The sequence below is a fragment of the Bacteroidota bacterium genome, from assembly GCA_016713925.1.
Classification (GTDB): Bacteria; Bacteroidota; Bacteroidia; order AKYH767-A; family OLB10; genus JAJTFW01.
Genome location: JADJOH010000007.1, coordinates 1432512 through 1455955, shown reverse-complemented (window position 1 = coordinate 1455955; position 23444 = coordinate 1432512). Strand labels below are relative to the sequence as shown.

Sequence of the window (23444 nt, the reverse complement as noted above, 5' to 3'; positions counted from 1 at the left end):
TTTGGCCGCTGTAATTGGGTTGGTATAAGGCTTACTTGTTTCTGTATTAGGTATGCCTATCGGAACAAATTTGAAGGCATCAAATTTTTCAGGCAGGTCGAATTTTACTTTTAGTAAATCATTTAGAAATGCTGCCGGTATAGTTTTCTTGCCAGTAGTATTCAGGTATTGTAAAAAATGGACTAATGGTTTATTCTTAGGCTGCTCTTTGTCCGACACTTCACCATCTGTTGCAAAAGCCATATCCCAATCACGGGCAAAGGTTAGATTGCGACTTGTAACCAATACCCTATACTTAGGGCTAAACCTTTGCCTTCATACCTGATTACCCAAACTTTTGGATGAAATGAACTTGCATGGTGAGGCATGGTTACGGGCTGAATGCCCTTTTCCCAGTAGGCCATCAGGTGATGGTATTTCTGCGGTACTTTCAACTGTCCGTTTTGATAGTACACTTTTATTTTATCTGCTGCCTTAGTAATGGCATCCAGCATATCGTATCTCAATTCATCCGCATTACTATCTAATTTTTGAGCATAAAACAAAGCCACAGGTAATATCATCAGAGCTTCGAGGTCTAAGGAATAAGATGTGCCAATAGCATAGGCCAATTCATACCCATCAGGTGGTATGAGTTGATCGCCATAATCTATTCTATTGTGTTTCGGGTGCAGCATCTTAGTTATCTATTCCTGTTCTAATGTCTTTTAAAATGGTTCGTGCCTGAAAGAAGCGATAATCAAAATAGGTTAGCCCAATCCAGCTGTTTTCTTTTACATCATCTGTTTTTTTCCAACGCAAACGGGCTTTGCCACCTTTTACCATCGCTTCTTGTTGTTCTATCAGGGTATCTCTTTTCTTTACATCCTTACATCCGTTTTGTGTTTGTTTCCACCAGTCTTTTACAAACTGGACTGTTGTTGACTTTGTAGTGGTGGCGTAACTGAATAGTATATCGGGATTGAAGTTGGAATAGTCGAGCATATTATCCTCAATGCCGTCTATCCACTCCTGGAAATCATCGTCAAAGTGATCGCTGTTAAAAACCTTGTGGTGCAATTGGCAGTTGTATGCCAAATGTGCTCCATACATTAATTCAGAAAAATCGTGGGCTAAAATGAGCATTGCTTTCAGCTTATCTGAAAGTGGAAGTGACAGCGACGCTTTCGCAAACTGCATAAAGTTTTCAGCTTGAATAAATATTTTCCAGAGCTTGTCTTGTTGCAAGAGTTCGGCAATCAATTTGCCTTTGGCAATGGATAGTATGCGGTCCTGAAAAAATTCAGCCTCCTCTTTATCCAAATCAAGTGTTAGATTTTCATTCCAGTTTAGTTTAGGTGATACCCTTATCTTAAATACACATTCTCATGCTCAGCATCGGCATCATCGCCTGTAGTATCATCCCCTTGCTGCACTGAGGAAAGTAATGTTTCCATTGAAGGATTGACAGACTGTCTTAAAAAACTATCTGCTGCCAACCCGTTCGTATTAATGAATTGATAGGTGTACAAGCCATTCCAATAAATGGCAGATGGCCGCCTTACGATTTTGTTTGGCTTATGTTTACTGATACCTATAACACCATTGCCCTCCTGATACTCATATTTCTCAGCCAATGCCCACATAATTTCGTACTCTCTATCTTCCAGAAATTTAGATGGTGTTTTGCCTCTGCGTTGTGCTGACTTGGTGGCTTGATATTCGTATAAAATATAGGGTATGATAAAAAAGTATTTAGCCCGGGTTTGGATGGTAGAGATACCCGGAAATAACTGATTGGCCAAGGCATCACGGATAGTACCCATACCCAACTCATCTACCATGCCTTCCGGACGCAGTAGGTCTAAAACCGAGCCTACCCGGTTTCTGTCGTTGGTTGAAAAGTCTATCCAGCCTATTATTGCCATACTGATTAATCTTGTTCTTTTTTTTAAAAATATTATTTGATTTCACCTCCAACTTCCCACTAATCAATCTTGGTAATGGTATCAGCCCGTATCTGATTTGGCGGAGTTGAATATTTTCATTTTTTAAACCAATCTTTTACTCCTATTAATTTAATACCCTCTGTATGCAGCCTTTGATAATCACTATCTTTAACAGCTTCATTATTGATGAGCATATATTTCAATTGAATTTGATGTTCTTTCTTAATTGCTCGCCATTTACTTAGCGTTTGGTTCAATTTGTCTTTATAAAAGGAGGGTGCTACATTAAATGCTTCCCCTTCATAAGAATTTTTACTTGTTATTATTGAAAAATCACCTTTTTGCTTTTCATGCTTAGTTCCTAACCGCAGCGTAAATGTTGCTTTTGAAGATATTTTGTCCAGCATAATTAATTGACGCAATCCTTTAATTATTACCAGATCTGACGCAATACGGTTAGCAGCTTCAAAAGGCGTTATGTTTTCATAAGGCCCAATTTTGAAAGGTTGAGTCTCGTCTTTTCTTTTTAAATATTGAATCATTTCAATACAATCACCTGTTTTAGGTGGTGGTTGAAATTTGTTTTTTAACAAGCTATAATATTCCTGTTGTAAAAGTTGTAATTCGGTATAACTTATATTTTCGGTTTTTGATTGAAGTAAACAAATCACTTTAGCCATTTTCACCTCCTTTTCCCTTCACCTCCAACTTCCCCCTTATTAATATCTGCAATAGCCGATCTATTTTTTGGCTGCATTTGAAGGTTATCCTATGGTTGACTGAGAATATTGTTGCCATTAGCTTATTAATTTTGAATAATAAATTTCCTTATTTGGAATAGAATTGCCGCTATGAAACGGCACTTCATAAATTACCGTTGATTTATATTCGCCTACAATCCCAAATTCATTTTCTCTATCCTGACAATTTCTGACTATGGTTCCGTGTTTCTCAAATTCCTCTGCCACGATAAAATGCATCAAACAAACTCTATTAACAGAATTGTTTTTAATAATTGATAATATTCTTTCTACCTGATTGATATCTGTTATTACTTGATTACTTTTGGTAGCAACAACTTCGCGGTTTAAATCGGTAACACCAAATATCCAGTTTTCATAGTTGATTTCGGTACTTCCAAATACTTTAATATCTCCCTCCATTGGATTTGAAATGGTTTGAGTAATAAGACCAGCTCTGTATAGCAAATTCCAAAAGCTTAAATTGTAACTGAACCAATGTGCATTTGCATTTGATACCTCTGGTGCATTTAAAGCAACAAACAACAAATCCATTTTAGGATGAATATATTCTTTGAGGTTAACTTTTGACATCTTGAATTAAATTTTGTTTTAGTTCCTTCACCTCCAACTTTCCACTAATCAATCTTGGCAATAACTATCTCTAATTTGGCGGAGCTGGGTGTTTTGTAGATTTAAAATCTCAACTTGTTGGAACATTGGCTCAACCATTTTTTAAACTTCTTTTGAAGTACTTCATCTGCAACCCACATTTTTAATTTGTGTAAATGATTTTGATTTAGTGTCGGCACACCTGCACCTGTATTGAACGATTCAAAATCTATAAGTTTCAATGTATAGTAAAGATATAAAGGTTCATTGCTCTTGAAATCTTTTACATAAAGTGAAGTATTCAATGGCCAGCCATCTTGATTAACAAAAAGAACTGTTCCCAAACTACCTGAACGGCCAGTCGTTATTATAGGGCCTTTTACTTTATATTGATTGTGATATCCTTTTATACTGGTAGAAGCAATAACTGGATAGCTTCCTTCTTTAATTTTCTCCTCAGGTAAATCAAATCCTCGATTAAGTTTTATAAAATCTTTGAAATACTTGACTTCTCCAATACCCTCCGGCACCCCCTTCACAAACTTCGCCTTCTTATACCCCGGAAACCGCATCCTTACAAACCATTCTTTGTACAACTCACGGGCTGTTTCTTTCAGCAGTTTGATGCGTTGGTTGTTTACTTCTATTAAATCATCATAGGCAGAGAGGATGGAGGCGATGAGTTGTTGGGTTATAAGTTCAGGAATTTCGATTTTTAAATTTTTAATTAAATCCTGATTAATATTCTGTTGTGCCGCACCAAATGAAACAGAATCAAAATATGATGGGATTGATGTTAAATAATAGTATAGAAATTTTGGGTCAAGTATTTTCTTATTTGTAATAATTCCACAAATGGCTTGATTTATAGTTGCCTCAATACCTAAGTAGCCAACCTGTCCTATATTCACACCGTACATTGCCAACAATACGGTATCAATAGGGTACAATTTTGTGGATGAATTTTTTAAACCTTGCAAAGTAATTTTCTCTTCGGTTTTTAAGATAATGTTACTCTTGAGCTCCTTGGATTTAACCCATGGAATAGTACCATTCTCAAAGTATTCATTTGTATCCCTACTTGGAGTGCCTCCACTGGATATTTTAATGCAATAATCTTTTAACTTCGGTATTTCTCGTTTCATTGTTGAAAAAGTGAATAATAGTTATGAATTATTGTACTATCTAATTCCGTGGCTTTGATACTTAGTTCTTTTAGTTTTTGATGCCTGTCCTTCATCTCCGCCAAAAACTCCTCCTCTGTCAATCCATCTTCTTCAATCACTACACCCACATAGCGGCCTGGGTTCATGCTCCAGTCCTGTTCTTCTATTTCAGCAAAAGTAGCGGCCTTGCATAAGCCGGTTACATCTTCGTACACGCCATTAGGGAAGCGTTCGTTCAGCCATTGTATTGGTGCTTCAAAATAAAGTTGCTTATCGTGTAAAGCCTTGTATTGCTTTTCGGCTTCCTCCACCAGTTTTCCCCAACGCTTAACGTCTCTCTCTTCAGCTTTGCTATCCGTTGTGTTTTCTGGCTTTTCTTTTTGAGTAGGTCCACTACTTTTAGCTGAGCTGAGGCTTGGTTGGCATAATCATCAGCTTGGGCTTTATACTTATTGAATAAAAAAGTGAGGCGGTCGGTTTCGCCACGAAACAAACGGAAAATGGTGGCAATGTTTTGTATATGCTCTTCCGTAAATTCACGCAAGGCACGGGTAACCTGCCTGAAAATATTGCGGGCATCAACAAACAATATTTTATGCTCAATACCTGCATTGCTCTTGTCAAAAAACCAAAGTGTAGCAGGCAGTGTAACGGTGTAAAACATATTCTTGGGTAGCGTAAGCATCCCATCTATCACACCGCTTTTAACCAGGTTCTTTCTAATATCGGCTTCGCTGTTCCGGGCATCACTGGCACTGTTGGCCATTACCAAAGCCGCCCTGCCTGTCGGTTTTAATGAAGTAGCAAATAGATTAATCCAGAGGTAATTGGCGTTGGGTACAGTATTGACATCTTTAACCTTGCCCTTTTTGGCGGCACTTTTGGTTTTGTTTTGCGGTATGCCATATTCATTAAAACGGGTTTGGCCCTTTACCCGGTCGAGGTTTACATCATCTATATTAAAGGGGGGATTGGCCATCACATAATCAAACTTTTGATAACTATTATAGGGGTCTTCATAATAGCTATTGGCAGGTTTTATTTCGCCACGCAAACCATTTACGGCAATGTTCATCCGGGCCAATTTCACCGTTTCCGGTGTTCGTTCTGCACCATAAACCATCAAGTCTTTGGTGTCGGTATCATGCAGTTCTTCTCTTCTTCTATCCACGAAATAGGAGCTTTGCACAAACATGCCTGCACTACCACAAGCCGGATCGAAGATGGTTCCTTTATAAGGTTCTATTACTTCTACCATCAGCTTTACTACCGAAGTTGGCGTAAAGAACTCTCCGCCACCTTGTCCTTCTGCCAGTGCAAACTCACTCAGGAAATATTCATACACTTTACCAAAAACATCACCAGTTGCATCTTCGGGAATGTTCGCAAATATTTTCAATAACGATTTGGGTAAGGTTCTGTCATCTGGTGAATACAATTTAAAGTACTCGTCTTTGGGTAGGCTGTCGAGTAGTTCGGGCTTATACTTCTCGATTTCTTCCATCGCATGTTTGATGGCCTTGGCAATGTCTTCTTCTTCTGGCAAAGCAAGTAAGTAATCGTATTGAGCTTCCTTAGGCAAATAAAATCCGCATTTAGCTATTGCAATTTCTGCTTCGCTTTGCTGCATACGGCTGCCTTTCTGGGCTTTTAATTCCGCCTCGATTTCCGGCTTGATACGGTTGTAACGGATAGATGCAAACCGCAGGAATATTAAACCCAAAATAGGCGTTGCATATTCACTGGCCTTCAATCCACTATCCACACGTAGCTTGTCTGCTGCCTGCCAGAGGGTGTTTTCTAATTCTTAAAGTTGGTCTGCTGTCATATATCTACTTTAGTCTTATTTCATGAATTAATATTTTTGTTCCTGCACTGTCCAGTTTGGTAAAGACTTCAATAAATTGTTTCTCCTTTAACCTAAACTCAACCACTTTTGCAGGAATAATACTTAATGCACTCCCTCCGCCTGAAGGTTGAAATGTACCATATCCATTCGGAGCTATTCTGGTTATTTCTCCGGCCATCCAATCGCCTGATGCAGTAATGGTATTCAGGGCTACCCAATGCGATTTGTTTTTAAGTATATCTGGATTTTCATCTGAGTATTTTTTAAACCAAATTAAAATATCCATCAATTGAAATGCAATACCATAAAGTAAGTAAGGCGTATTAACAGTTTTACGATATTCAACTAGGTTAATATTGGTTTTTATTTCAGGATCAACAGTGTGTGAAGCTGCGCCTGTAATAAATAAAACGGATTTAACAGCATCAATGATAATTTTATTGAAGTGAGGAATAGCACATTTAACTTCTAAAAACTTTGTTGGCTCGCCAGCCATAAACAGACTTGATTCTGTAAGGTTTACTTTACCCTTACCATCAATACAATTGTCATGTAGTAATCCAATTTTATTTGCGCATCTAAACATTGCTTCAAGCATAATTCGGATTTGAGTAAAATACAACTCATCATCAAATTGTTGCTCCGGTTTTTGTATGCTTGAAATTATTTGCAATAATGTTTTTTGATATTTAACTCCAATGTACTTTTCATCGCAAACTTCAAATACTTTATAATAGCTGTTAAGAATTTTGGTTTCATCTTCTTGGTCGGCAGCATCTTTTAAATTGGTCCATAAGGAAATTAAATCTTCCTCATTCAATTTATCATAAACTCTTTTATTGAAGCCATCAGCAAATCTATTTGTCTCTTTAGTAAAACTAATTTGACCGGATAGAATAAACCAGGGTAGGTTTTTAGTCAAAAAAGTACCCGCATCAAATAGCGCTTTGTCATTAAGCACATCGCCAGACTGACCTGGTTTCTGATAAAACTTTCCGTCAACAATGGCTGCACGATATTTCTTTGGATTGTTTTTAAGCTCTTCAATACCATCATATGCGTTAGTGAAACCTACTAACTCAATGTCGTTTAGAAAAGCTTTTTCTCTAATAATATTAAGTGCATCATGTTCATCCTCAAACCAAATCACCTTGTATTTAGCCATTTTCTTCGGTTTCAATTATTGGAAAATTAATTTCAAAACTGGTGACAAGTTCAGTATCAGGCAGCCCTTCAGGACCCGTTTCATCTATTATTTCAAAATCGCCACCCAATTTTTTGATTATTTCATTAATGTAATAACCGCCATATCCATCGCCTGAATTAGTGCCAAACTTAGAACCTTTACGAATGAAATCATTTGCGGTAAAATCTTCGGGGAAAGGATTGCCAGTATTAGAAAATAAAATGGTAATCTCATCCTGATCTTCATTATCAGTGTTTTTCATTAGAAATATTTCTATTCGATTATTGCTTTCAGAAGAGAATGCATGTTTGACCGCATTGTCAATAAGATTATCAAAAAGATCACGAACTAAATCATCATTGGCCGAAATGAATGTTTTTATCCTTTCGCCATTCTGATCAATAAAAACTTCCTTATCATACGTAAATTCAACTTTAAAATTCAAGTCGCGTCTATCATTATACTCAGCTGTATATTTAACAAAAAAGTCAGTTATTTCCATTGGCCTTAGTTTTTTTGCATCAATACCCGAATCAACTTTCAAATGACTTGATACAGCGGATACAATCTTTGAAGCATCTCGTTCAATAATTTCAAGGTACTCACCTAATGTGACCAAATGCTTATCGCTAATTTTTAATTCAAGTAAATCAGGATGAGCAGGAATCACTTTAGTGAGGAGTATCTTTTTGATGTTGGATATAGAATCCTTTAAGTTGGAAGAAGGACCGGCTAATGTATGGCGCAAATACGTGTTTTGTTCAATTATCTCTGTTTCTAATCCATGAATCGTGTTAAACAAGTTTAGCTCTTTCTTTTTTCCTCCGATAAAGCAACTAACCTTTGTTTAACAATTGTTCTTTGTTTATCGAGGCTTTGATCATCGAGCGATGGTAATGAAATAACAATTGAAAGCAAATCTTCCCTGCGGATCATTGGTATAATATCACCGGTTCTCAATGAATCAAGTTGCTCAGAAACATAACGAGAATTAAGCTCATTAATTAAAAAAAATACATCACATTTAGTTTGATCAACCTTAAAAGCAAGTATATCCGCGCTTATATAAATAGAGGTGTCTGTATATTCAAAAAAAGTGGGCTTTAATGATTTCCAGCGACTTGCCAGTAACAAACAAGACTCAGTTATTTTCTGTGCATGACGAGGAATCTCCACATCGTCCAAAATACCTGTTGAAATCTGATAATCTATAGCATTATCTTTTAAATCCCGAATACGTATAAATTTTCCCTTTTGACCTTCAGCGGCTCTTTGAGAGCGCATCAAGGTGCCTAATTCGCCTAAAGTCACTCCATCGTATTTTTTAGAAAATACCTAGGGACATCCAAATTATATTCAAAGGAACTTATCGTGCTATTTGAGATAATTCTTAAACTTTCAGATTCTAATGAGCTTTTAACAATATTGCTTAGTAGTTTATCATTTAAGTGCCTTTCTCTAGCCGAAGTAATTTCGACACATTGCTTTGCATCAATAAAACGCACAACGCCTTTTTCCTTTTTGTTCTTATTGAGAACAATTACTGCTAAAGAAACACCGGTATGAATCAACAAGCCACTCGGAAAGGAAATTACTTTTTCCAATAGATCATTATCGACCAGAAATTGACGAAGAATTTTGTCCGTACCTGCACTGAATAAAAATCGCTGAGGCAATACAGCAATCAATTTTCCATCATGCTTTAAATCAGCTAGTCCGTTTTCGATAAGAAATTGTTCGAAATTTCTTATACTTCCAAATTGACCATTAATTGGTGAAGAAATTCTGACGCCAAATGGCGGATTTGAAATTATTAAATCAAATTTATCTTTTGTAGATGTATATAATAGAATGTCTTCCGGCTTGCTTGATTCAACCTTCTTTGTTGGATTCCAATCATGAATGGAATCACTAAAAAACAATTTGGAATTACGTTCTCTGTCATGAGCTATAATTCTCATTTTGCCAATTGCCCATAAGCTAAAATTACTTTCCTGACCAATATAGAACTTATCATTATCCAAACAAGTACCAAAAGATGCTGCACCGGAAAAGGGATTGTACACTTTTGCATTAGGAGGTAATTCTGCTAAACCGCAAACAAATCTACTTAGTTCCAAAGGCAACATAAATTCACCAGCAAAACGCCCTTGCCACTTTGACAGCATAAATAATAAGTCATCAAAGATTTCACCGAAGTGATTTTCTAAAACATTCTGATCTATTGAAGTAATAAATTTAAATAGTTCATGAAGCAATCCAGGGTTTAAATGTTTTAAGGTATTAGGATACAAACGGTAAATATCTTTTAGAAACTCACCAGTTTCACCGTTTAAATTTTGCAGTTTAGATTCAAATTGTTGTTTCAAATCATATTCATCAGAAAATATGAAATCCTTAAAAATACCATTTCTATTTAGCAATAAAAGATATAGAATAAAGGAATAATCTTTAACATCAATAAAACCTCTAAATAGGTTCATTGCCTTCCAAAAGTTGTTTTTCAATTCTGCTAATGGATTATTATCTTCTGGCTTAATTTCTTTCATCATAAAAAATAAGTATTTAATTTGACGAAGCAAAGATGAATGGTATGTGTGCAGTGGATGTGCATAGGTTATAAATAGTTGTTTAATAAGGCATTTGCCTTGTTCATAATACCGACCCGCACTTCTTCCGGTTGCAGTACTTTTATCCCTTCACCGAAAGAAAAAATTGTTGTTATTAATTCATAATTAATGTGTACTTCGAGTTCAATAATGACATTGCTTTGTTTTTTAGAAATGATTCGTTGAGATCCATGGATAGGTTTACTTTCAATATAGGGCCAGAGGGATTTTGCAATTTCCAGTTGGATTATTATTGGTTTATACGATTCTGAAACTGTTACACCAACTACATCATCGAAATACTCCTCAAAGTTTATAGCATCATTTTCTTGGTATTTCTTGCCGATGGCTTTTAAGCTAACTATACGGTCTAAGGCTAAATTGCTAATAGCATTAAAGGCTTCATTGTAGCCAAAAAGGAACCACCTGCTGTTGTATTGTTTTAAAAAATAAGGATGGAAAATTACTTGTGATGACTTAATTTGTTTAAATCCTTGATATTCAATTTTGAGCACCCTTTTGTAGTGGATTGAATTAAATATTTCTGTAAAGTGGTTTAAGCCTTTTAAGTATGGATTATGTTCAAATCCTACTATGACGCTAGTGCTATCCTTTAGGTTAAATGCGGATTCAATTCTAATAAGCATTTCTTCCATCCACTCAAATTGAGGCATGCCTTTGAATCTTGTGAGAATTGATAAAGTCTCCTTTAACTGCTTAGCTTCTGATTCATTTACAACTTGGTTTTTTATCGAATAATTCCTTTCGGAATAACGATAATATACTTGTTTGCCATCTTTAAAACGCTCAAGAGGCACAGACCAGCCTTGCTCACTTTCCATGAATTTTATATCCTCAAATATTTGCCTTCTTTTTACCCCTTCAGAAGCCCCGGTATAAGCATACAAGGCATCATTACATACAGCTATAAGGTCATCAATAAAATACCTTTTCCCAGGGTTACTGAAACACTGGTCCAAAGCATGGTATCTAATCAAAGCATGTTTATTTGTTGCCACAAATATTAATTTTACTTATTTTCAGGTTTCACTTGAGAGGAAATATTCAAACGATATGGATCAATATTTCTATCTCATTCAGCTAATATTGGTAGCATTCCATTAAGAAACAAATATATTGTGAAATACTCTTATTAACTTAACTAGCTTAATTTACAAATTAAATTATATATAATTGATATACAGTTACATATATTAATTTTTTACTTAAATCAATAATATTAAAGACCACCAGAATAAGTATTTTTTTGTGTTCTAGGATAGGCCCTGCCGGCGGCGCCTCATTCAAAAATGACAGGTTTTGAAAACTTTAAACCTATCATTTTCTCATGAGGATAATAAAAGTTCTTCTTTAATTTTTTTAGTAAATTAAGTTAGTTAAGGTATTATGATATATTCACCTTTTTGAGTTTTTTTATTTTACCACTTCCTTCTAAGGTTTTTATATGTTTATAGAATGTGGGGCTGCTAATTTTACCACTGTTAACTAAATCATCTTTAAGTTCCTGGGTAGCTACGGTTTTTTTTCCGTTTTCAGTTAATTGCTCTATCAGTTTGAAGACTTTTTGTAAATTGATGTCGTTATATCTATTATCCGATTGTTTTAATAATGAATCTTCTGAGATTCTAACCCCAATTTCAATGATACAGTTTTCGTTAATTTTAAATGTACCGACCGTCTCTGCGTCCTCTGACTTATATCTGAAGGAAACTTCTTTTAAGTATCGTATACCATCTTGTGTTCTATTTATTCCAAACGTAAAATCTGCTTCTTGGGCGAGCAACCTGCTTCCTGCTAAACTATCTAATGTAATTGGTTTTCCATTTAATTTAGGGGTATGATGGATAACTAATAAAGTTATTTTAAGCTCATGAGTTAGAGTTCTTAGTTTTATCGCTATTTCTTTTGCAACATCGCTTTCTTCAATTTTTCCTTTATGCAATCTACCCAGACTATCAATAACCACAAAGGTTGCTCCGCTTTCTGCTATAGATTTTTTGAGGATTTCCCATTCTGATGGACAACAAATCCAATTTGGTAATTCCCCCCTGGAAAGATTCAGGTTATTCCTTAATGGTGTTTTTAAGTGCTTTTTTTGTTTTTCAATTCTTTCTAACCTGGGTTCAATTCGTTCTTCCATGGATATAAATAGGGTTTTTTGACGCGTTAATTGAATTGGAATATTGAAAAAGGTTGACTCGCCGCTTGCAATGGCCAAAGCCAAATTTTCACAGAAGATTGTTTTCCCGGACTTGGGTGGACCATAGACGAAGCCAAATGAGCCTTTCATTATTCCGGACCAAATAAAAGGATTTGTTTTATGATCTTTAAATTCTTCTAATAGATTCTCTACCGAATCAGAAAATCGAGGATTATCGTTTGAAGTATTAAGATCAAAATCTGACTTGGCATTTAGAATTGATGTGTTTTCCTTTTTCATTTTTATGAAGTGTTTATGTTAATTTATGGGCAATATGTTTTTAAACACGCTGTTTGGCGGTGTTTGTGATTTGTCATCATTAGCAATGGGAGTAATGAAATTTTCAAATAGTGTCGATTTACACATGTTTATTTATGATTTCATTTATTTTTTCTAGTTAATTTTTAAGCATAGGATTTCCATGACCCGTTATGGGCTTTATTTGAAATACAATAAGTGAGATGAGATTTTTGGAAAAGGGGGTATGACCTTTTCTACATGTTAGGTCAAAATTTTAATAAGTTTGTTGGTCTACAAGTTTCTAAAGGGCTGTTCCAGTTTTCTTATTTACATAGTCTTCAGCCATTACGTCAATTTCTTCAGTTGCTTTTTGCCTAAAACGTTGTAGCCAATGATCTAATTCTTCCCTATTAAAGTAAAGTTTCTTGCCACTGGGACAAAAGTGAGGAATCTCTTTTCTTGATGTAAGTTTGTACAGGTGTGACCTGCTAAATTGAAGATACTTACATGTTTCTTCAAAATTTAGTACCGGTTTGAAAAAGGTGCCTTGTTCCTCAATCGCTTTTTTAATTTCGGTAAGTTCATTTAAGATTTGCTGAGTATTCATTTTGCGTTTTTGTTTTGACTTCGCAAAGAAAGGAAGAGAAAAAGCCAAATTTGTGGAAAAAATAAAATAAATTTTCACTTAAAAAAATCCACTTTTTAATGTGCTTTTTGTAGAAATATTGAAATGCTATATGTTTTTCCGGATCGAGAAAAAGTTCACAATTGTTAAAAGGTGATACCACAAAAGCCCTTATTTACCCTCTTTTATCATTTTATTGAAGGAGTTAATCCTTGTTCTGACGTTACCACTAATGCTTTTTTTCGAATCATTTTCTGTAATTTTAATAATACCAGCATGTTGCATTAGGTTTCCGACTAGATAGTTTATACTTTCACTGTTAAACTGCTTTTTACTGGCAGGTGACCTTTGATTTTTTAAAATTTCACGCAAGTTTAAAACATGTATCATAATGAGTATTTCTTTTTTGCTAGTCAACGCAGTAGAACCATTCACATAATTCTTGAGTATTTTTTCTACCTTTTGAAGTTCAACCTCAGCTTGAGTTTTGTTTGTTTCTTTTTTTATTAGATCCAAAATAGTACCATCTTGAAATAAAATTGATTGCTTTTTTTTGGATGATGATTTAAAGGTGTATATTACTTCTACCAAGGTTATCTGATCTTTATTCAATTGGGATAACAATTCGTAATAGTCTTTTAATCCTCGGAAAAAAGTTACTTGTTTTTCAGAATATTCTTTGCTATCAATGTGATGTTCTTTAAGCCAGTCAAAGCAGATAAAACTCCAGTAAAAATACTTGTCCAGTTCAGTATCTATTTTGTGTTTTCTCAATAATTTATTTATGGCCGAGTGTTCTATGTTAGGCAAATAAAATTGTTTGTGGAAAGTTTCGCCAATAAAAATATCAGTCGTTATAAACTTGATAAAGTGGGAATCACTTTCAAATTTTGTTAGGTCAAAGAGTATTGAATGCTCTGAATCTTGAGTTGTTTGCGTTTTCATATTGATTGGGGTGTATTTTTAGATTTCAATTGTTACCCTCTCTGCTGCATCAATTTTCTTCTGGTCAATGACTTTGGCATAAATTTGAGTTGTTTTCAAGTCTTTATGACCTAGAAGTTTGGAAACGGTATATATATCTGTTCCGGCTGTTAATTGTAAAGTGGCATAGGTATGCCTTGCACAGTGAAAAGTGATTTGCTTGCTAATTCCGGCTCTCATTACCCATTGTTGTAATTTTAAATTATACCAGGCACTGTATTTTAATCCTTTAAAGACCATTTCATCCAATTCTCCTTTGTTGCCTAGTAACTCGAAAGCCTGTTTAGATATAGGATGGTTTTCCATAGTTTTAGTTTTTTGTTGACGAAATTGGATAGAGTAGTGGTCAGCATCGGTTAGTACTTCAGCCCATACCATTTTATTAATGTCAGACCATCTTAAGCCTGTAATTGCGCTAAACAGGAAGGCGTTTTTAAGAATTTGAATCTCGCAATCTGTTTTCCATAAAGCCTTCAACTCTTCCATGGTAAGGAAATTCCTTTCCGGATCGTGAGATTTAATGCTGCTTACGATATCTGCAGGATTCTTTTTTATCAAGCCCTCTTTGAATGCTTGATTTAATGCTGCTCTAACTTTATTAAAATAGCTGCACTGCGTATTCTGCGACAAAGGCTTTTGTGAAGATGTTACAGCCTTTTTCTGCAAATAATTTTTAAATCCTTCCAGCCAGGATTGATCTACTTGATTAAAAGAAACCTTTCCGGTAGCATATTTCTTTAAATGTTTTACTGCACTATCCCAGTTTCCAAAGTTTCCATCACTATTATTCTTAATACTCGCCAAATGTTCAATATAATCGATGAAGTTGCCATTCAGATTTTTTGGGGTTGAAAATCCATGAAAGTCATTGTGATATTCAAGCATTCTTTTGGCACTGATTTTCTCAGCCATTAATCTCGCAACTCGGTTTGCTTCTTTCTGCTCTTTACTTAAACTACCTTTGTCAGGTTTTGGGAAAAGTTCCAGATTTAGAGATTCATTCTTGCGTATTCCTTTGTGATAGCAGTCGAGATATAGTTTTATCTTATTGCCCCTTATTCTTTCTCGTATTGTGATTTTCATGATTTATCGTGGTTATACGTGTTATTGCTATTTGTCCTATTGATGAGCTATCAATAATTTGTTGCTGGAAACATAAAATTTGTTGCTCAGTAACAAATTGACAACAAAAATAAGACAAATAACAGAAAGGAAACAACAAAAAAGAAGAAAATAATATTTGTATAGTATAGAAAAACAATGATTTATATAATAAAGGAAAACAAATTACTTTCCAATACAAAACCTACTAAAAATATTACCCAACAAATCCTCCGTATAAATCTCTCCCGTAATTTGTCCGAGATGAAAAAGAGAGGCTTTGAGTTCGAAGGCGAGGAGGTCGGTGGGGAGGTGTTGGTGGATGCCGGCGATTACTTTTTCCAGAGCCTCTGCTGCCATATGCAATGCTTCGGCATGTCGCGCGCTGGTGATGATGGTTTGTTCGCCGTTTTCTCCGCCGAGTAAGGCAGCTCCCGCCAGTTTCGCTTTTAACTCTTCTATGTTTCGGACCTCCTTCGCCGAGAGTAATACGAGTCCGGGGAGATTTGCATATTGATGAAGGAGTTTTTCGAAATCGTACTTATCACTTTTATTGACTACTGTAATGACAGGGGAATCGGCATTGCCGCTTTTCTCCCTTAACTCGTTAATTTCTTGTTGAGCTTGAGCTGCATCACTCTGCTCCGGATCACAGACATAAATCAGCACAGCAGCTTTTCCGGCTTGCAGCATCGTTCGCTCGACACCTATTTTCTCAATGCTGTCCTCCGTCATGCGAATGCCCGCTGTATCCATGAAGCGAAACTTTATGCCGTCAATGACAAGGTGGTCTTCGATGATATCACGGGTGGTGCCGGCAATATCACTTACGATGGCCCTCTCTTCGTTTAACAAGGCATTCAACAAAGTACTTTTACCTACATTGGGCTTTCCGGCAATGATGACTGGTACTCCTGTTTTCATGACATTGCCCGAGGCAAAGCTCTGTTGCAGTTTCCGTATTTCAGTCAATAAACCGTTCACGAGTGACTCCAGTTTATCGCGGTTGGCAAATTCCACATCTTCTTCGGCGAAATCAAGCTCGAGTTCGATCAATGAGGCGAAATCGATGAGTTGCTGACGTAGGTCCTGAATAGTGCTGCTATAGCCTCCTCTGAGCTGTTGTAAGGCCGCTTTATGGGCGGAAGCATGCTGAGACGAGATGAGATCCGCCACCGCCTCTGCCTGACTCAAATCTATCTTTCCATTGAGGAAGGCCCGAAGGGTGAATTCTCCCGGTTCTGCCAATCGTGCTCCGGCTCGTTGCAGCACCCCCAACAACTCTTGCTGGATGTACACCGACCCATGACAGGAAATTTCAATGATATCCTCACCGGTAAAGGAATGTGGTGTTTTGAAAATACTGACGAGCACTTCATCGATTACATGGTCTTGTTCAATGATTTTTCCATAGTGGATGGAGTAGGGAGGAAGTGTTGTAAAATTTTTCCTTTTCCCCTTCATTGTCTCAAAATGCTTCGATATTATCTCAAACGCCCCCGGACCGGAAATTCGAATCACCGCCAAAGCCGCCATTCCGGGTGCAGTAGCCAGGGCGCAAATGGTATCATTTCTGGAAGGGAGATGCATGGAGCAAAGATACGCCTATTTCAATTTCGATTTCATTCTCAAATTGTTACTATAACCAATAAATTCCCTCCTAATCCTTATTTTAGCCGGCAGGGGAACGCGTGAAGCGTTCCCGCCTATGGCGGGATCTGCTTCACCCGCTTAGAGGAACGTTCGCTCCGCTCACTGGGAAAGAAATTCAACCTTAAACCATGCAGCAGGATCGCGAAAAGCGATACGCTTCATGGTAAACCTTTCCCGTCAACACAAGGGTTGACGGGATCACATCGCCTGCGTTCGCAGAGCGAGTGAAAACCTTAAACTTAAACCTTAAACCTTAAACCTTAAACCTTGAACCTTGAACTTTAAACTTTAAACATTTAAAATGTTCTTCTTACTATCAAAAATTCTTGACTTCTTCATCACTCCATTGTCATGGATATTGATTTGTATTTTATTATCATTTGTAGTTAAGAATGCGAAAGTTAAAACCCGTTTGAGGAAAGCGGTGGTGATTTTACTTTTGATTTTTACGAATCCATGGTTGGTAGAAAAGGTGACCTATGCCTGGGAAATGAAGGCGTATAGCAGTGAAGAGATTAAAACGCCTTATGATGTGGGTATCGTGCTGGGAGGGAGTATGCGGTATTATGATCCGGTGAGTAAGCGAGTGGTTTATTCGCTGAGTGTTGATCGGTTATTGCAATCTTTACAACTGTATCACGATGGTAAAATAAAAAAAATTCTTCTTTCGGGTGGTTCGGGTTATGTGAATTTTAAGGATTGGAAGGAATCAAAATTGATCGCTGAAGTTTTGTTGAAAAGCGGTGTTCCTGCAGCAGATATGATTCTGGAAAATGAATCGCGCAATACCTATGAAAATGCTATTCACTCTGCTGAAATGTTGAGTGATGGCAAGAACGGAACAAAATTTCTCCTCATCACTTCAGCCTTCCACATGCGTCGTTCGTTGATGTGCTTCGAAAAAGCCGGATTAAAAGTCGTTGATTTCCCTGTCGATACCCGCTCTGCACCACACATCCACACCCTCGATAAAATCATACAACCCGACGCCGAATGCCTCTCGCAATGGGATATGCTCCTGCACGAGTGGATTGGATTGGTGATGTATAAAATGATGGGATACTGTTGATAAAATAATTTTCTTTTTGAATAGTACTTATTTAATGCGAATTAATCCCGCTTCGAAAGAATAACTTTGATTTGAAAATTTGAAGATGGGCTGATTTGAAGATGGAATGGATAATGGAATGGTGTCTTCAGGTATTATGGCGTTTAATGAATAAGGGAATACGGATTTGGCGAAAGGTCGCGGATTGGACTGTTTTACCTAGTGCCCCTTGCGTACAGCGAAGCTGCCTTGCGTCCTGGCGTTTAACCAGAAGATTATATTAAACCTAAAAACTTAAAGAGAACACTGATCTCGTCACATCCTGCGCCGAGACAAGTGAATACGGATCTGGCGGATGGTCGCGGATTTGAATAACTACACCTTCAAACTTGTCTTCCGCATAGGGAGATCAACCCATTTTCAAATCTTCAAACCTGTCTCCCGCCTGGGAGATCATCCCATTTTCAAATCTTTGCGGCCAGCCATCTTTCCACATCCAAATCTGTCAAACATCAAGATCTGTGTTTTCACTGCAATTGAGTCAAAATGCTAAATGAAAACCCTTTATTCAAAATTCAAAATACCTAATTCGTCATTCTAATTCGTCATTCTAATTCGTCATTCTAATTCGTCATCTAATTCTGAATTCTGAATTCTGAATTCTGAATTAAATTTTAGCGGCTAGCCACCTTTCTGCATCCAGCGCTGCCATACAGCCTGATCCTGCTGCGGTCACCGCTTGACGGTAAATATGATCCTGCACATCTCCTGCTGCAAAAACACCTTCTGCACTGGTATACGTGGAACCGGGCTTGGTAAGAATGTATCCGTTTTCGTCAAGATCAAGTTGGCCGGAAAAAATTTTGGTGTTGGGTTCATGTCCGATGGCGACAAAAAATCCGGTCACATCAAGGACTTTTTCATCGTTGGTTTTATTGTTGAGGACTTTCACACCACTTACGCCTTTATCACCTAATATTTCTACCGTTTGATGATTAAATAATACTTCAATGTTCGCTGTGTTCATCACGCGATGTTGCATGGCTTTCGACGCTCGCATTTCATCTCTTCTTACCAGCAGATATACTTTCTTACAGAGCTTAGCCAGATAGGATGCTTCTTCCGCTGCAGTATCACCTGCACCTACAATGGCGACATCCTGTCCTCTGAAGAAGAAGCCATCGCATACCGCACAAGCACTGACACCATACCCGTTGAGTCTGCTTTCTGATTCCAGTCCCAGCCATTTGGCGCTGGCACCGGTAGCAATGATAACAGCATCCGCTTCAATGGTGTGATTTTCGTCAATCACTACTTTTTTAATGGCTCCGCTAAAATCGGTAGAGGTGGCATAGCCGAATCGGATATCCGCTCCAAAACGTTTCGCCTGCTTTTCAAAATCGATCATCATTTCCGGACCCTGAATTCCTTCGGGATAGCCGGGATAGTTTTCAACTTCAGTGGTGATCGTTAACTGTCCACCGGGCTGTAATCCCTGATAAAGAACAGGTTTAAGGTCCGCACGGGCAGCATAAATCGCTGCAGTATATCCGGCAGGACCGGAACCAATAATCAACAAATGGACGCGTTCAGTAGTCATATTTTTACTTGAATTGAGGCTGCAAAGGTAACTTTATGTTTCTGATTTTAAAGTGACATTGGATACATATGAGTGCTTCGAAAAGAGAATTTTGATTGATTAAAACTATAATCTTCGAAGAGTATTTTTTGCTGCTGGCTGCTCGCCTCTGGCTACTCGCTAATTTTTTTAACGATAATCCTCTATGGTTAGAAAAGCGCTAGGGGGAACGCTCGCTTCACTCACTTGGGGGAACGCTCGTCAACTGAAGATGGGGTGATCATTCATCCGTAGGTTCTCTCTCCGGAACCCTGAAAGGGTTCAACATCGCTAACCCCGGATGCAGTCCGGGGTTAGCAACACAACGCCCCACAACCCCAACGGGGTTGAATATTGAGGAATATGAAATGCACTAAAATTAAATGGCAAACAGCCAATCTTTGAACCATCTATGATAAAAAAATATTGCTCTACAGATCATTCTCAAGTGATAGATCAATGTTGGAAGTAATAAAATGGAAATAGTATTACTTACTTGAAGTAACAATTCGAAGCATTGGCTGGCACCAAACCTTAAACCTTAAACCTTAAACTTTAAACCTTAAACTTTAAACCTTAAACCTTAAACTTTAAACCTTAAACTTTAAACCTTAAACTTACTTCGAAACGAGATCTGCAATAATATTCTCCACACTAAAACCTTCCGCTTCTGCTTTGAAATTTTTGACAATACGATGGCGAAGGATGGCTGGAGCAATGGCTTTTACGTCTTCAATATCCGGGGAATACTTGCCGTTTAAAATAGCATTGCATTTAGCGCCTACAACCAGGAACTGTGATGCACGCGGTCCTGCTCCCCAACTGAGGTATTCATTGGTGATGCCGGCGGCATGGGCAGTATTGGGTCGCGTTTTGGCAGTGAGGTGGACGGCGTATTGCAATACATTTTCCGGAACTGGAATTCTTCTGACCAACTGCTGAAAATAAAGAATCTCTTCGCCGGTAAGAATAGTACTTAACTCAGGATTAAAATTGCTTGTAGTGTTTTTTACAACTAATAATTCTTCTTCAATACTCGGATAATCCAGATTGACATTGAACATAAAACGGTCGAGTTGTGCTTCAGGTAATGGATAAGTTCCTTCCTGTTCAATGGGATTTTGTGTAGCAAGTACGAAGAAGGGACTGGGTAGCTCATAACGTTTACCCGCAGCCGTTACAGCACGTTCCTGCATCGCCTCCAGTAAAGCAGATTGCGTTTTTGGTGGAGTACGGTTGATCTCATCGGCTAGAATGATGTTGGCGAAGAGCGGTCCTTTTACAAATTTAAAATGTCTGCTTTCATCTAAAATCTCTGTGCCGATAATATCACTGGGCATCAAATCGGGAGTGAACTGGATGCGGTTATAACTTAACCCCAATACACGTGCAATGGTGTTGACAAGAAGTGTCTTTGCGAGACCGGGTACTCCAACAAGGAGGCAATGGCCATTACTGAAAATGGAAATCAAAGAATCTTTAACAACGAGATCCTGTCCAATGATGACTTTACCGATTTCAGATCGTAATTGCTGATATTTTTCGCGAAGTGCATCTACTGCTGCAACATCAGAGGAATAGTTTTGGTTCATGTTTTTTTTATTGAAAGGGATTTACTGCGTCAGCCAATCGGTGAGGATGGGGCAGTTTTTATAATCATCAGAGATGCGTATATACGTAAGGGCTTTCTTTTTGTTCCGCCATTGCTCCAGGATACGATTTTGTTTATCCGCCTGTGCTAACTCCTGAAGCCGTTGGTAGTCGTCCTTCATATTCAACCGGTGTGGTTCTGTACGACTCTTTAAGAGCAAAATACGATAGGCCTGATCTCCTTCACGCGTAGAAGTAATCATCGGGTTGGAAATGGCTCCCTTTTCCATTTTATCCAGTTGGAAAAGTACTGTCGGATCTACCTGATCCGATTCAAATCGACTGGAACCGGAAGAAGGATTTAAGACCATTCCTCCATTGAGTTTGGTGTCCTTATCATCCGAAAATTTCTCCGCCGCTTCAGCAAAAGTCAGTGTCCCTTCCCGTATCAACTTGGCTATAGAATCGATTTCTGCCTGCGCTGTGACAATATCTTCAGGAGATACTTTGGGGTGCAGGAGAATATGGCGGCAGTTGATTTTATCTCCACGTCGTTCAATGAGCTGAATGATATGAAATCCAAATTGAGTTTCAATGACCGGTGATGTTTCTGTCAAACTCTTTAAACGGAATGCCGCTGCTTCAAATTCGGGAACGAGGTCACCGCGATTCACAAATCCCAATTCTCCACCTTGCTTCGCGCTCTCTTTATCTTGTGAATAGAGAATGGCAAGGGTGCTGAATTCTTCTCCGTTTATAACTCTTTCCCTTAGCTTGATGATTTCTTCCTTCGTCTTTCTTTTTTCTTCGTCACTCACCGCCACTTTTTTGATGATCTGAGAATATTCCACTTCGGAGTTGATCAAGGGCAGACTATCGCGGGGAATGCTTTCGTAAAAGTTCTTTACATCGTTGGGTGAAGCATTGATGCCTCCGGTGACCTTACTTTGCATCTGCTGTGTCACCAGCTGGTCGCGTACCATTGGACGGAATTCTTCCTTCAACTCCGACATGGATTTACCATAGTATTTTTCCAACTTCTCCACAGAGCCAATTTGCTGGATGTAATACGACATGTTTTGATTGATCTTTTGCTCTACCTGATCATCGGTGACTTCCACACTGTCTACTTTCGCCTGATGCAGCAAGAGTTTATTCAGTAAGAGCTGGTCTAAAATCCTGCATCTTAAATCATCACCACGCAAGGTAGTCTGAGAAAGGAATTGCTGGTATTGCGCTTCGATATCAGATAACATGATGATATTATTGCCAACAACAGCTACTACCTGATCCACCACCTGCTGTTTTCCCGGTTGCGAATAACCACGGAAACTCAACGTGAGGAGGAAGAGTACACTAAGGCTTAGATATCCAATTTTCAATTTCTTCTTTTTGTAAAGCATCCTGATAGGCGTCTTTTTCCATTTCACTTATTAATTCCAATTTCCGTTTGTTTAAAATGAGGTTTTTAATGTTTTCCCTTTCAAAACTTAACGGTGACAGACTTTCTTTTATTTTAAATCCTTTAATATTAACAAAAAACACTCCGGTTGAATCCGGTATTTCAATAAACCTGTTGTTTCGAAGAAATTGCTCCTGATCGTAGGTCTTTATGGGTATCTTTTTTAACAGTTCATCAAACAGGAGCCACTCTTCATCATTAAAAAAATAATCTGTTGCAAACTGAAAACAATAATCTTCCAATAGTTTGAAATCCTTTTCTGAATTACTCTTATACCATTGTTTGACCTTTTCCAGTTTAGGTGCAGATGGCGGTACTTTTAGATAGCGTACCTGGAGGATATTATTTTTTAACTGGAAGTTTTTCTCGTTGTCCGTATAATACTTTTCAATTTCCTGTTCTGAAATGTTAGTATCCAGCTTTTGTCGTACCAATTCACTTTCGTAAATATAGGTGATCAGTGAATTGCGGTATTCTTCCAGTTCCCGATCTACATTTTTTCTTTCTTCATCCAGATTTTCTTCAGCTCTCTTTAGTATGCTTTGCTGCCGGATCCAGTTTTGAACATAGTTTTTTATGATGGTCAAACTATCATTCTTCCCTGTTCCCGAAGGAACGATGTTAGAAAGATCTTCAATGTATAGATAGCGATCATAGACTCTGGCGATCACTTTCTCCGATAAAGTACTGTCCTGTTTCTTCTTCTTACAGGCAGGGAGTAACAACAACAGCAGTAAACTGCCCGACAAGAACGTTTTTGTCAGCGTGGATGCCAGGGTCTTTACAGTGCTATTGATCAAATGAGGAACTGA

22 protein-coding genes and 1 pseudogene are annotated in these 23444 nt (G+C 37.6%); 1 reads left to right on the top strand and 22 read right to left on the bottom strand.

Features of this window, described 5'->3' with window-relative positions; genetic code table 11:
• The 18 genes and pseudogenes from IPJ86_14420 to mnmE form a co-directional block, all read right to left on the bottom strand.
• Positions 1-285, bottom strand: a 285-nt coding sequence (locus tag IPJ86_14420; GenBank protein ID MBK7888420.1) for a hypothetical protein, incomplete at its 3' end; no start/stop codon positions are given.
• Positions 264-677 carry a hypothetical protein gene (locus IPJ86_14415; protein ID MBK7888419.1) on the bottom strand — a complete coding sequence of 138 codons (414 nt, stop codon included), beginning with the start codon at positions 675-677 and terminating at the stop codon, positions 264-266. The genes IPJ86_14415 and IPJ86_14420, both read right to left, overlap by 22 nt.
• 1 nt (position 678) lies before the next feature.
• On the bottom strand, positions 679-1302 hold the full coding sequence (locus IPJ86_14410; protein MBK7888418.1) for a hypothetical protein: 624 nt from the start codon (positions 1300-1302) through the stop codon (positions 679-681).
• A 44-nt stretch (positions 1303-1346) separates the two neighbouring features.
• A complete protein-coding gene (locus tag IPJ86_14405; protein MBK7888417.1) occupies positions 1347-1907 on the bottom strand; it encodes a hypothetical protein in 561 nt (186 codons plus the stop codon).
• A 116-nt stretch (positions 1908-2023) separates the two neighbouring features.
• The gene (locus tag IPJ86_14400) at positions 2024-2608 is read right to left on the bottom strand and encodes a hypothetical protein (GenBank protein ID MBK7888416.1); all 585 of its coding nucleotides are present in this window, start codon (positions 2606-2608) and stop codon (positions 2024-2026) included.
• A gap of 117 nt (positions 2609-2725) precedes the next feature.
• Positions 2726-3262 (bottom strand): hypothetical protein, encoded by a 537-nt coding sequence (locus IPJ86_14395; GenBank protein ID MBK7888415.1) that lies wholly within the window; start codon positions 3260-3262, stop codon positions 2726-2728.
• Between the two features lie 101 nt (positions 3263-3363).
• On the bottom strand, positions 3364-4425 hold the full coding sequence (locus IPJ86_14390) for a restriction endonuclease subunit S (protein MBK7888414.1): 1062 nt from the start codon (positions 4423-4425) through the stop codon (positions 3364-3366).
• Positions 4422-6274 (bottom strand): annotated as a pseudogene (locus IPJ86_14385) (SAM-dependent DNA methyltransferase). Before IPJ86_14385 ends, IPJ86_14390 begins: the two are co-directional and overlap by 4 nt.
• Before the next feature lie 4 nt (positions 6275-6278).
• A complete protein-coding gene (locus IPJ86_14380) occupies positions 6279-7460 on the bottom strand; it encodes a hypothetical protein (GenBank protein ID MBK7888413.1) in 1182 nt (393 codons plus the stop codon).
• Positions 7453-8283, bottom strand: a complete 831-nt coding sequence (locus tag IPJ86_14375) for an ATP-binding protein (protein ID MBK7888412.1) — start codon at positions 8281-8283, stop codon at positions 7453-7455. Before IPJ86_14375 ends, IPJ86_14380 begins: the two co-directional genes overlap by 8 nt.
• Before the next feature lie 2 nt (positions 8284-8285).
• Positions 8286-8792, bottom strand: coding sequence for a hypothetical protein (locus tag IPJ86_14370; protein ID MBK7888411.1), 507 nt, complete (start codon positions 8790-8792; stop codon positions 8286-8288).
• Positions 8789-10033, bottom strand: a complete 1245-nt coding sequence (locus IPJ86_14365; protein MBK7888410.1) for an N-6 DNA methylase — start codon at positions 10031-10033, stop codon at positions 8789-8791. Before IPJ86_14365 ends, IPJ86_14370 begins: the two co-directional genes overlap by 4 nt.
• A gap of 65 nt (positions 10034-10098) precedes the next feature.
• The gene (locus tag IPJ86_14360; GenBank protein MBK7888409.1) at positions 10099-11109 is read right to left on the bottom strand and encodes a WYL domain-containing protein; all 1011 of its coding nucleotides are present in this window, start codon (positions 11107-11109) and stop codon (positions 10099-10101) included.
• 386 nt (positions 11110-11495) lie between these two features.
• Positions 11496-12551 carry an AAA family ATPase gene (locus IPJ86_14355; GenBank protein MBK7888408.1) on the bottom strand — a complete coding sequence of 352 codons (1056 nt, stop codon included), beginning with the start codon at positions 12549-12551 and terminating at the stop codon, positions 11496-11498.
• Between the two features lie 301 nt (positions 12552-12852).
• On the bottom strand, positions 12853-13158 hold the full coding sequence (locus IPJ86_14350) for a helix-turn-helix domain-containing protein (GenBank protein MBK7888407.1): 306 nt from the start codon (positions 13156-13158) through the stop codon (positions 12853-12855).
• A gap of 189 nt (positions 13159-13347) precedes the next feature.
• Positions 13348-14121, bottom strand: a complete 774-nt coding sequence (locus tag IPJ86_14345) for a hypothetical protein (protein ID MBK7888406.1) — start codon at positions 14119-14121, stop codon at positions 13348-13350.
• An 18-nt stretch (positions 14122-14139) separates the two neighbouring features.
• Complete coding sequence (locus tag IPJ86_14340; GenBank protein MBK7888405.1) at positions 14140-15243, bottom strand: site-specific integrase; 1104 nt, start codon at positions 15241-15243, stop codon at positions 14140-14142.
• Between the two features lie 204 nt (positions 15244-15447).
• The gene (gene mnmE / locus IPJ86_14335) at positions 15448-16851 is read right to left on the bottom strand and encodes a tRNA uridine-5-carboxymethylaminomethyl(34) synthesis GTPase MnmE (GenBank protein MBK7888404.1); all 1404 of its coding nucleotides are present in this window, start codon (positions 16849-16851) and stop codon (positions 15448-15450) included.
• Positions 16852-17215: 364 nt separating this feature from the next.
• On the opposite strand from mnmE, the gene IPJ86_14330 reads away from it, so the two are divergent.
• Positions 17216-17983, top strand: a complete 768-nt coding sequence (locus IPJ86_14330; GenBank protein ID MBK7888403.1) for a YdcF family protein — start codon at positions 17216-17218, stop codon at positions 17981-17983.
• A gap of 646 nt (positions 17984-18629) precedes the next feature.
• Here IPJ86_14330 and trxB read toward each other — a convergent pair.
• From trxB to IPJ86_14310, 4 genes are all read right to left on the bottom strand, one after another.
• Positions 18630-19562, bottom strand: a complete 933-nt coding sequence (gene trxB, locus IPJ86_14325; protein ID MBK7888402.1) for a thioredoxin-disulfide reductase — start codon at positions 19560-19562, stop codon at positions 18630-18632.
• A 635-nt stretch (positions 19563-20197) separates the two neighbouring features.
• Positions 20198-21172, bottom strand: a complete 975-nt coding sequence (locus tag IPJ86_14320; protein MBK7888401.1) for an AAA family ATPase — start codon at positions 21170-21172, stop codon at positions 20198-20200.
• 21 nt (positions 21173-21193) lie between these two features.
• Positions 21194-22552, bottom strand: a complete 1359-nt coding sequence (locus IPJ86_14315; GenBank protein ID MBK7888400.1) for a peptidylprolyl isomerase — start codon at positions 22550-22552, stop codon at positions 21194-21196.
• The gene (locus tag IPJ86_14310; GenBank protein ID MBK7888399.1) at positions 22527-23432 is read right to left on the bottom strand and encodes a hypothetical protein; all 906 of its coding nucleotides are present in this window, start codon (positions 23430-23432) and stop codon (positions 22527-22529) included. The genes IPJ86_14315 and IPJ86_14310 overlap by 26 nt, the downstream gene beginning before the upstream one ends.
• Positions 23433-23444 lie beyond the last annotated feature (12 nt).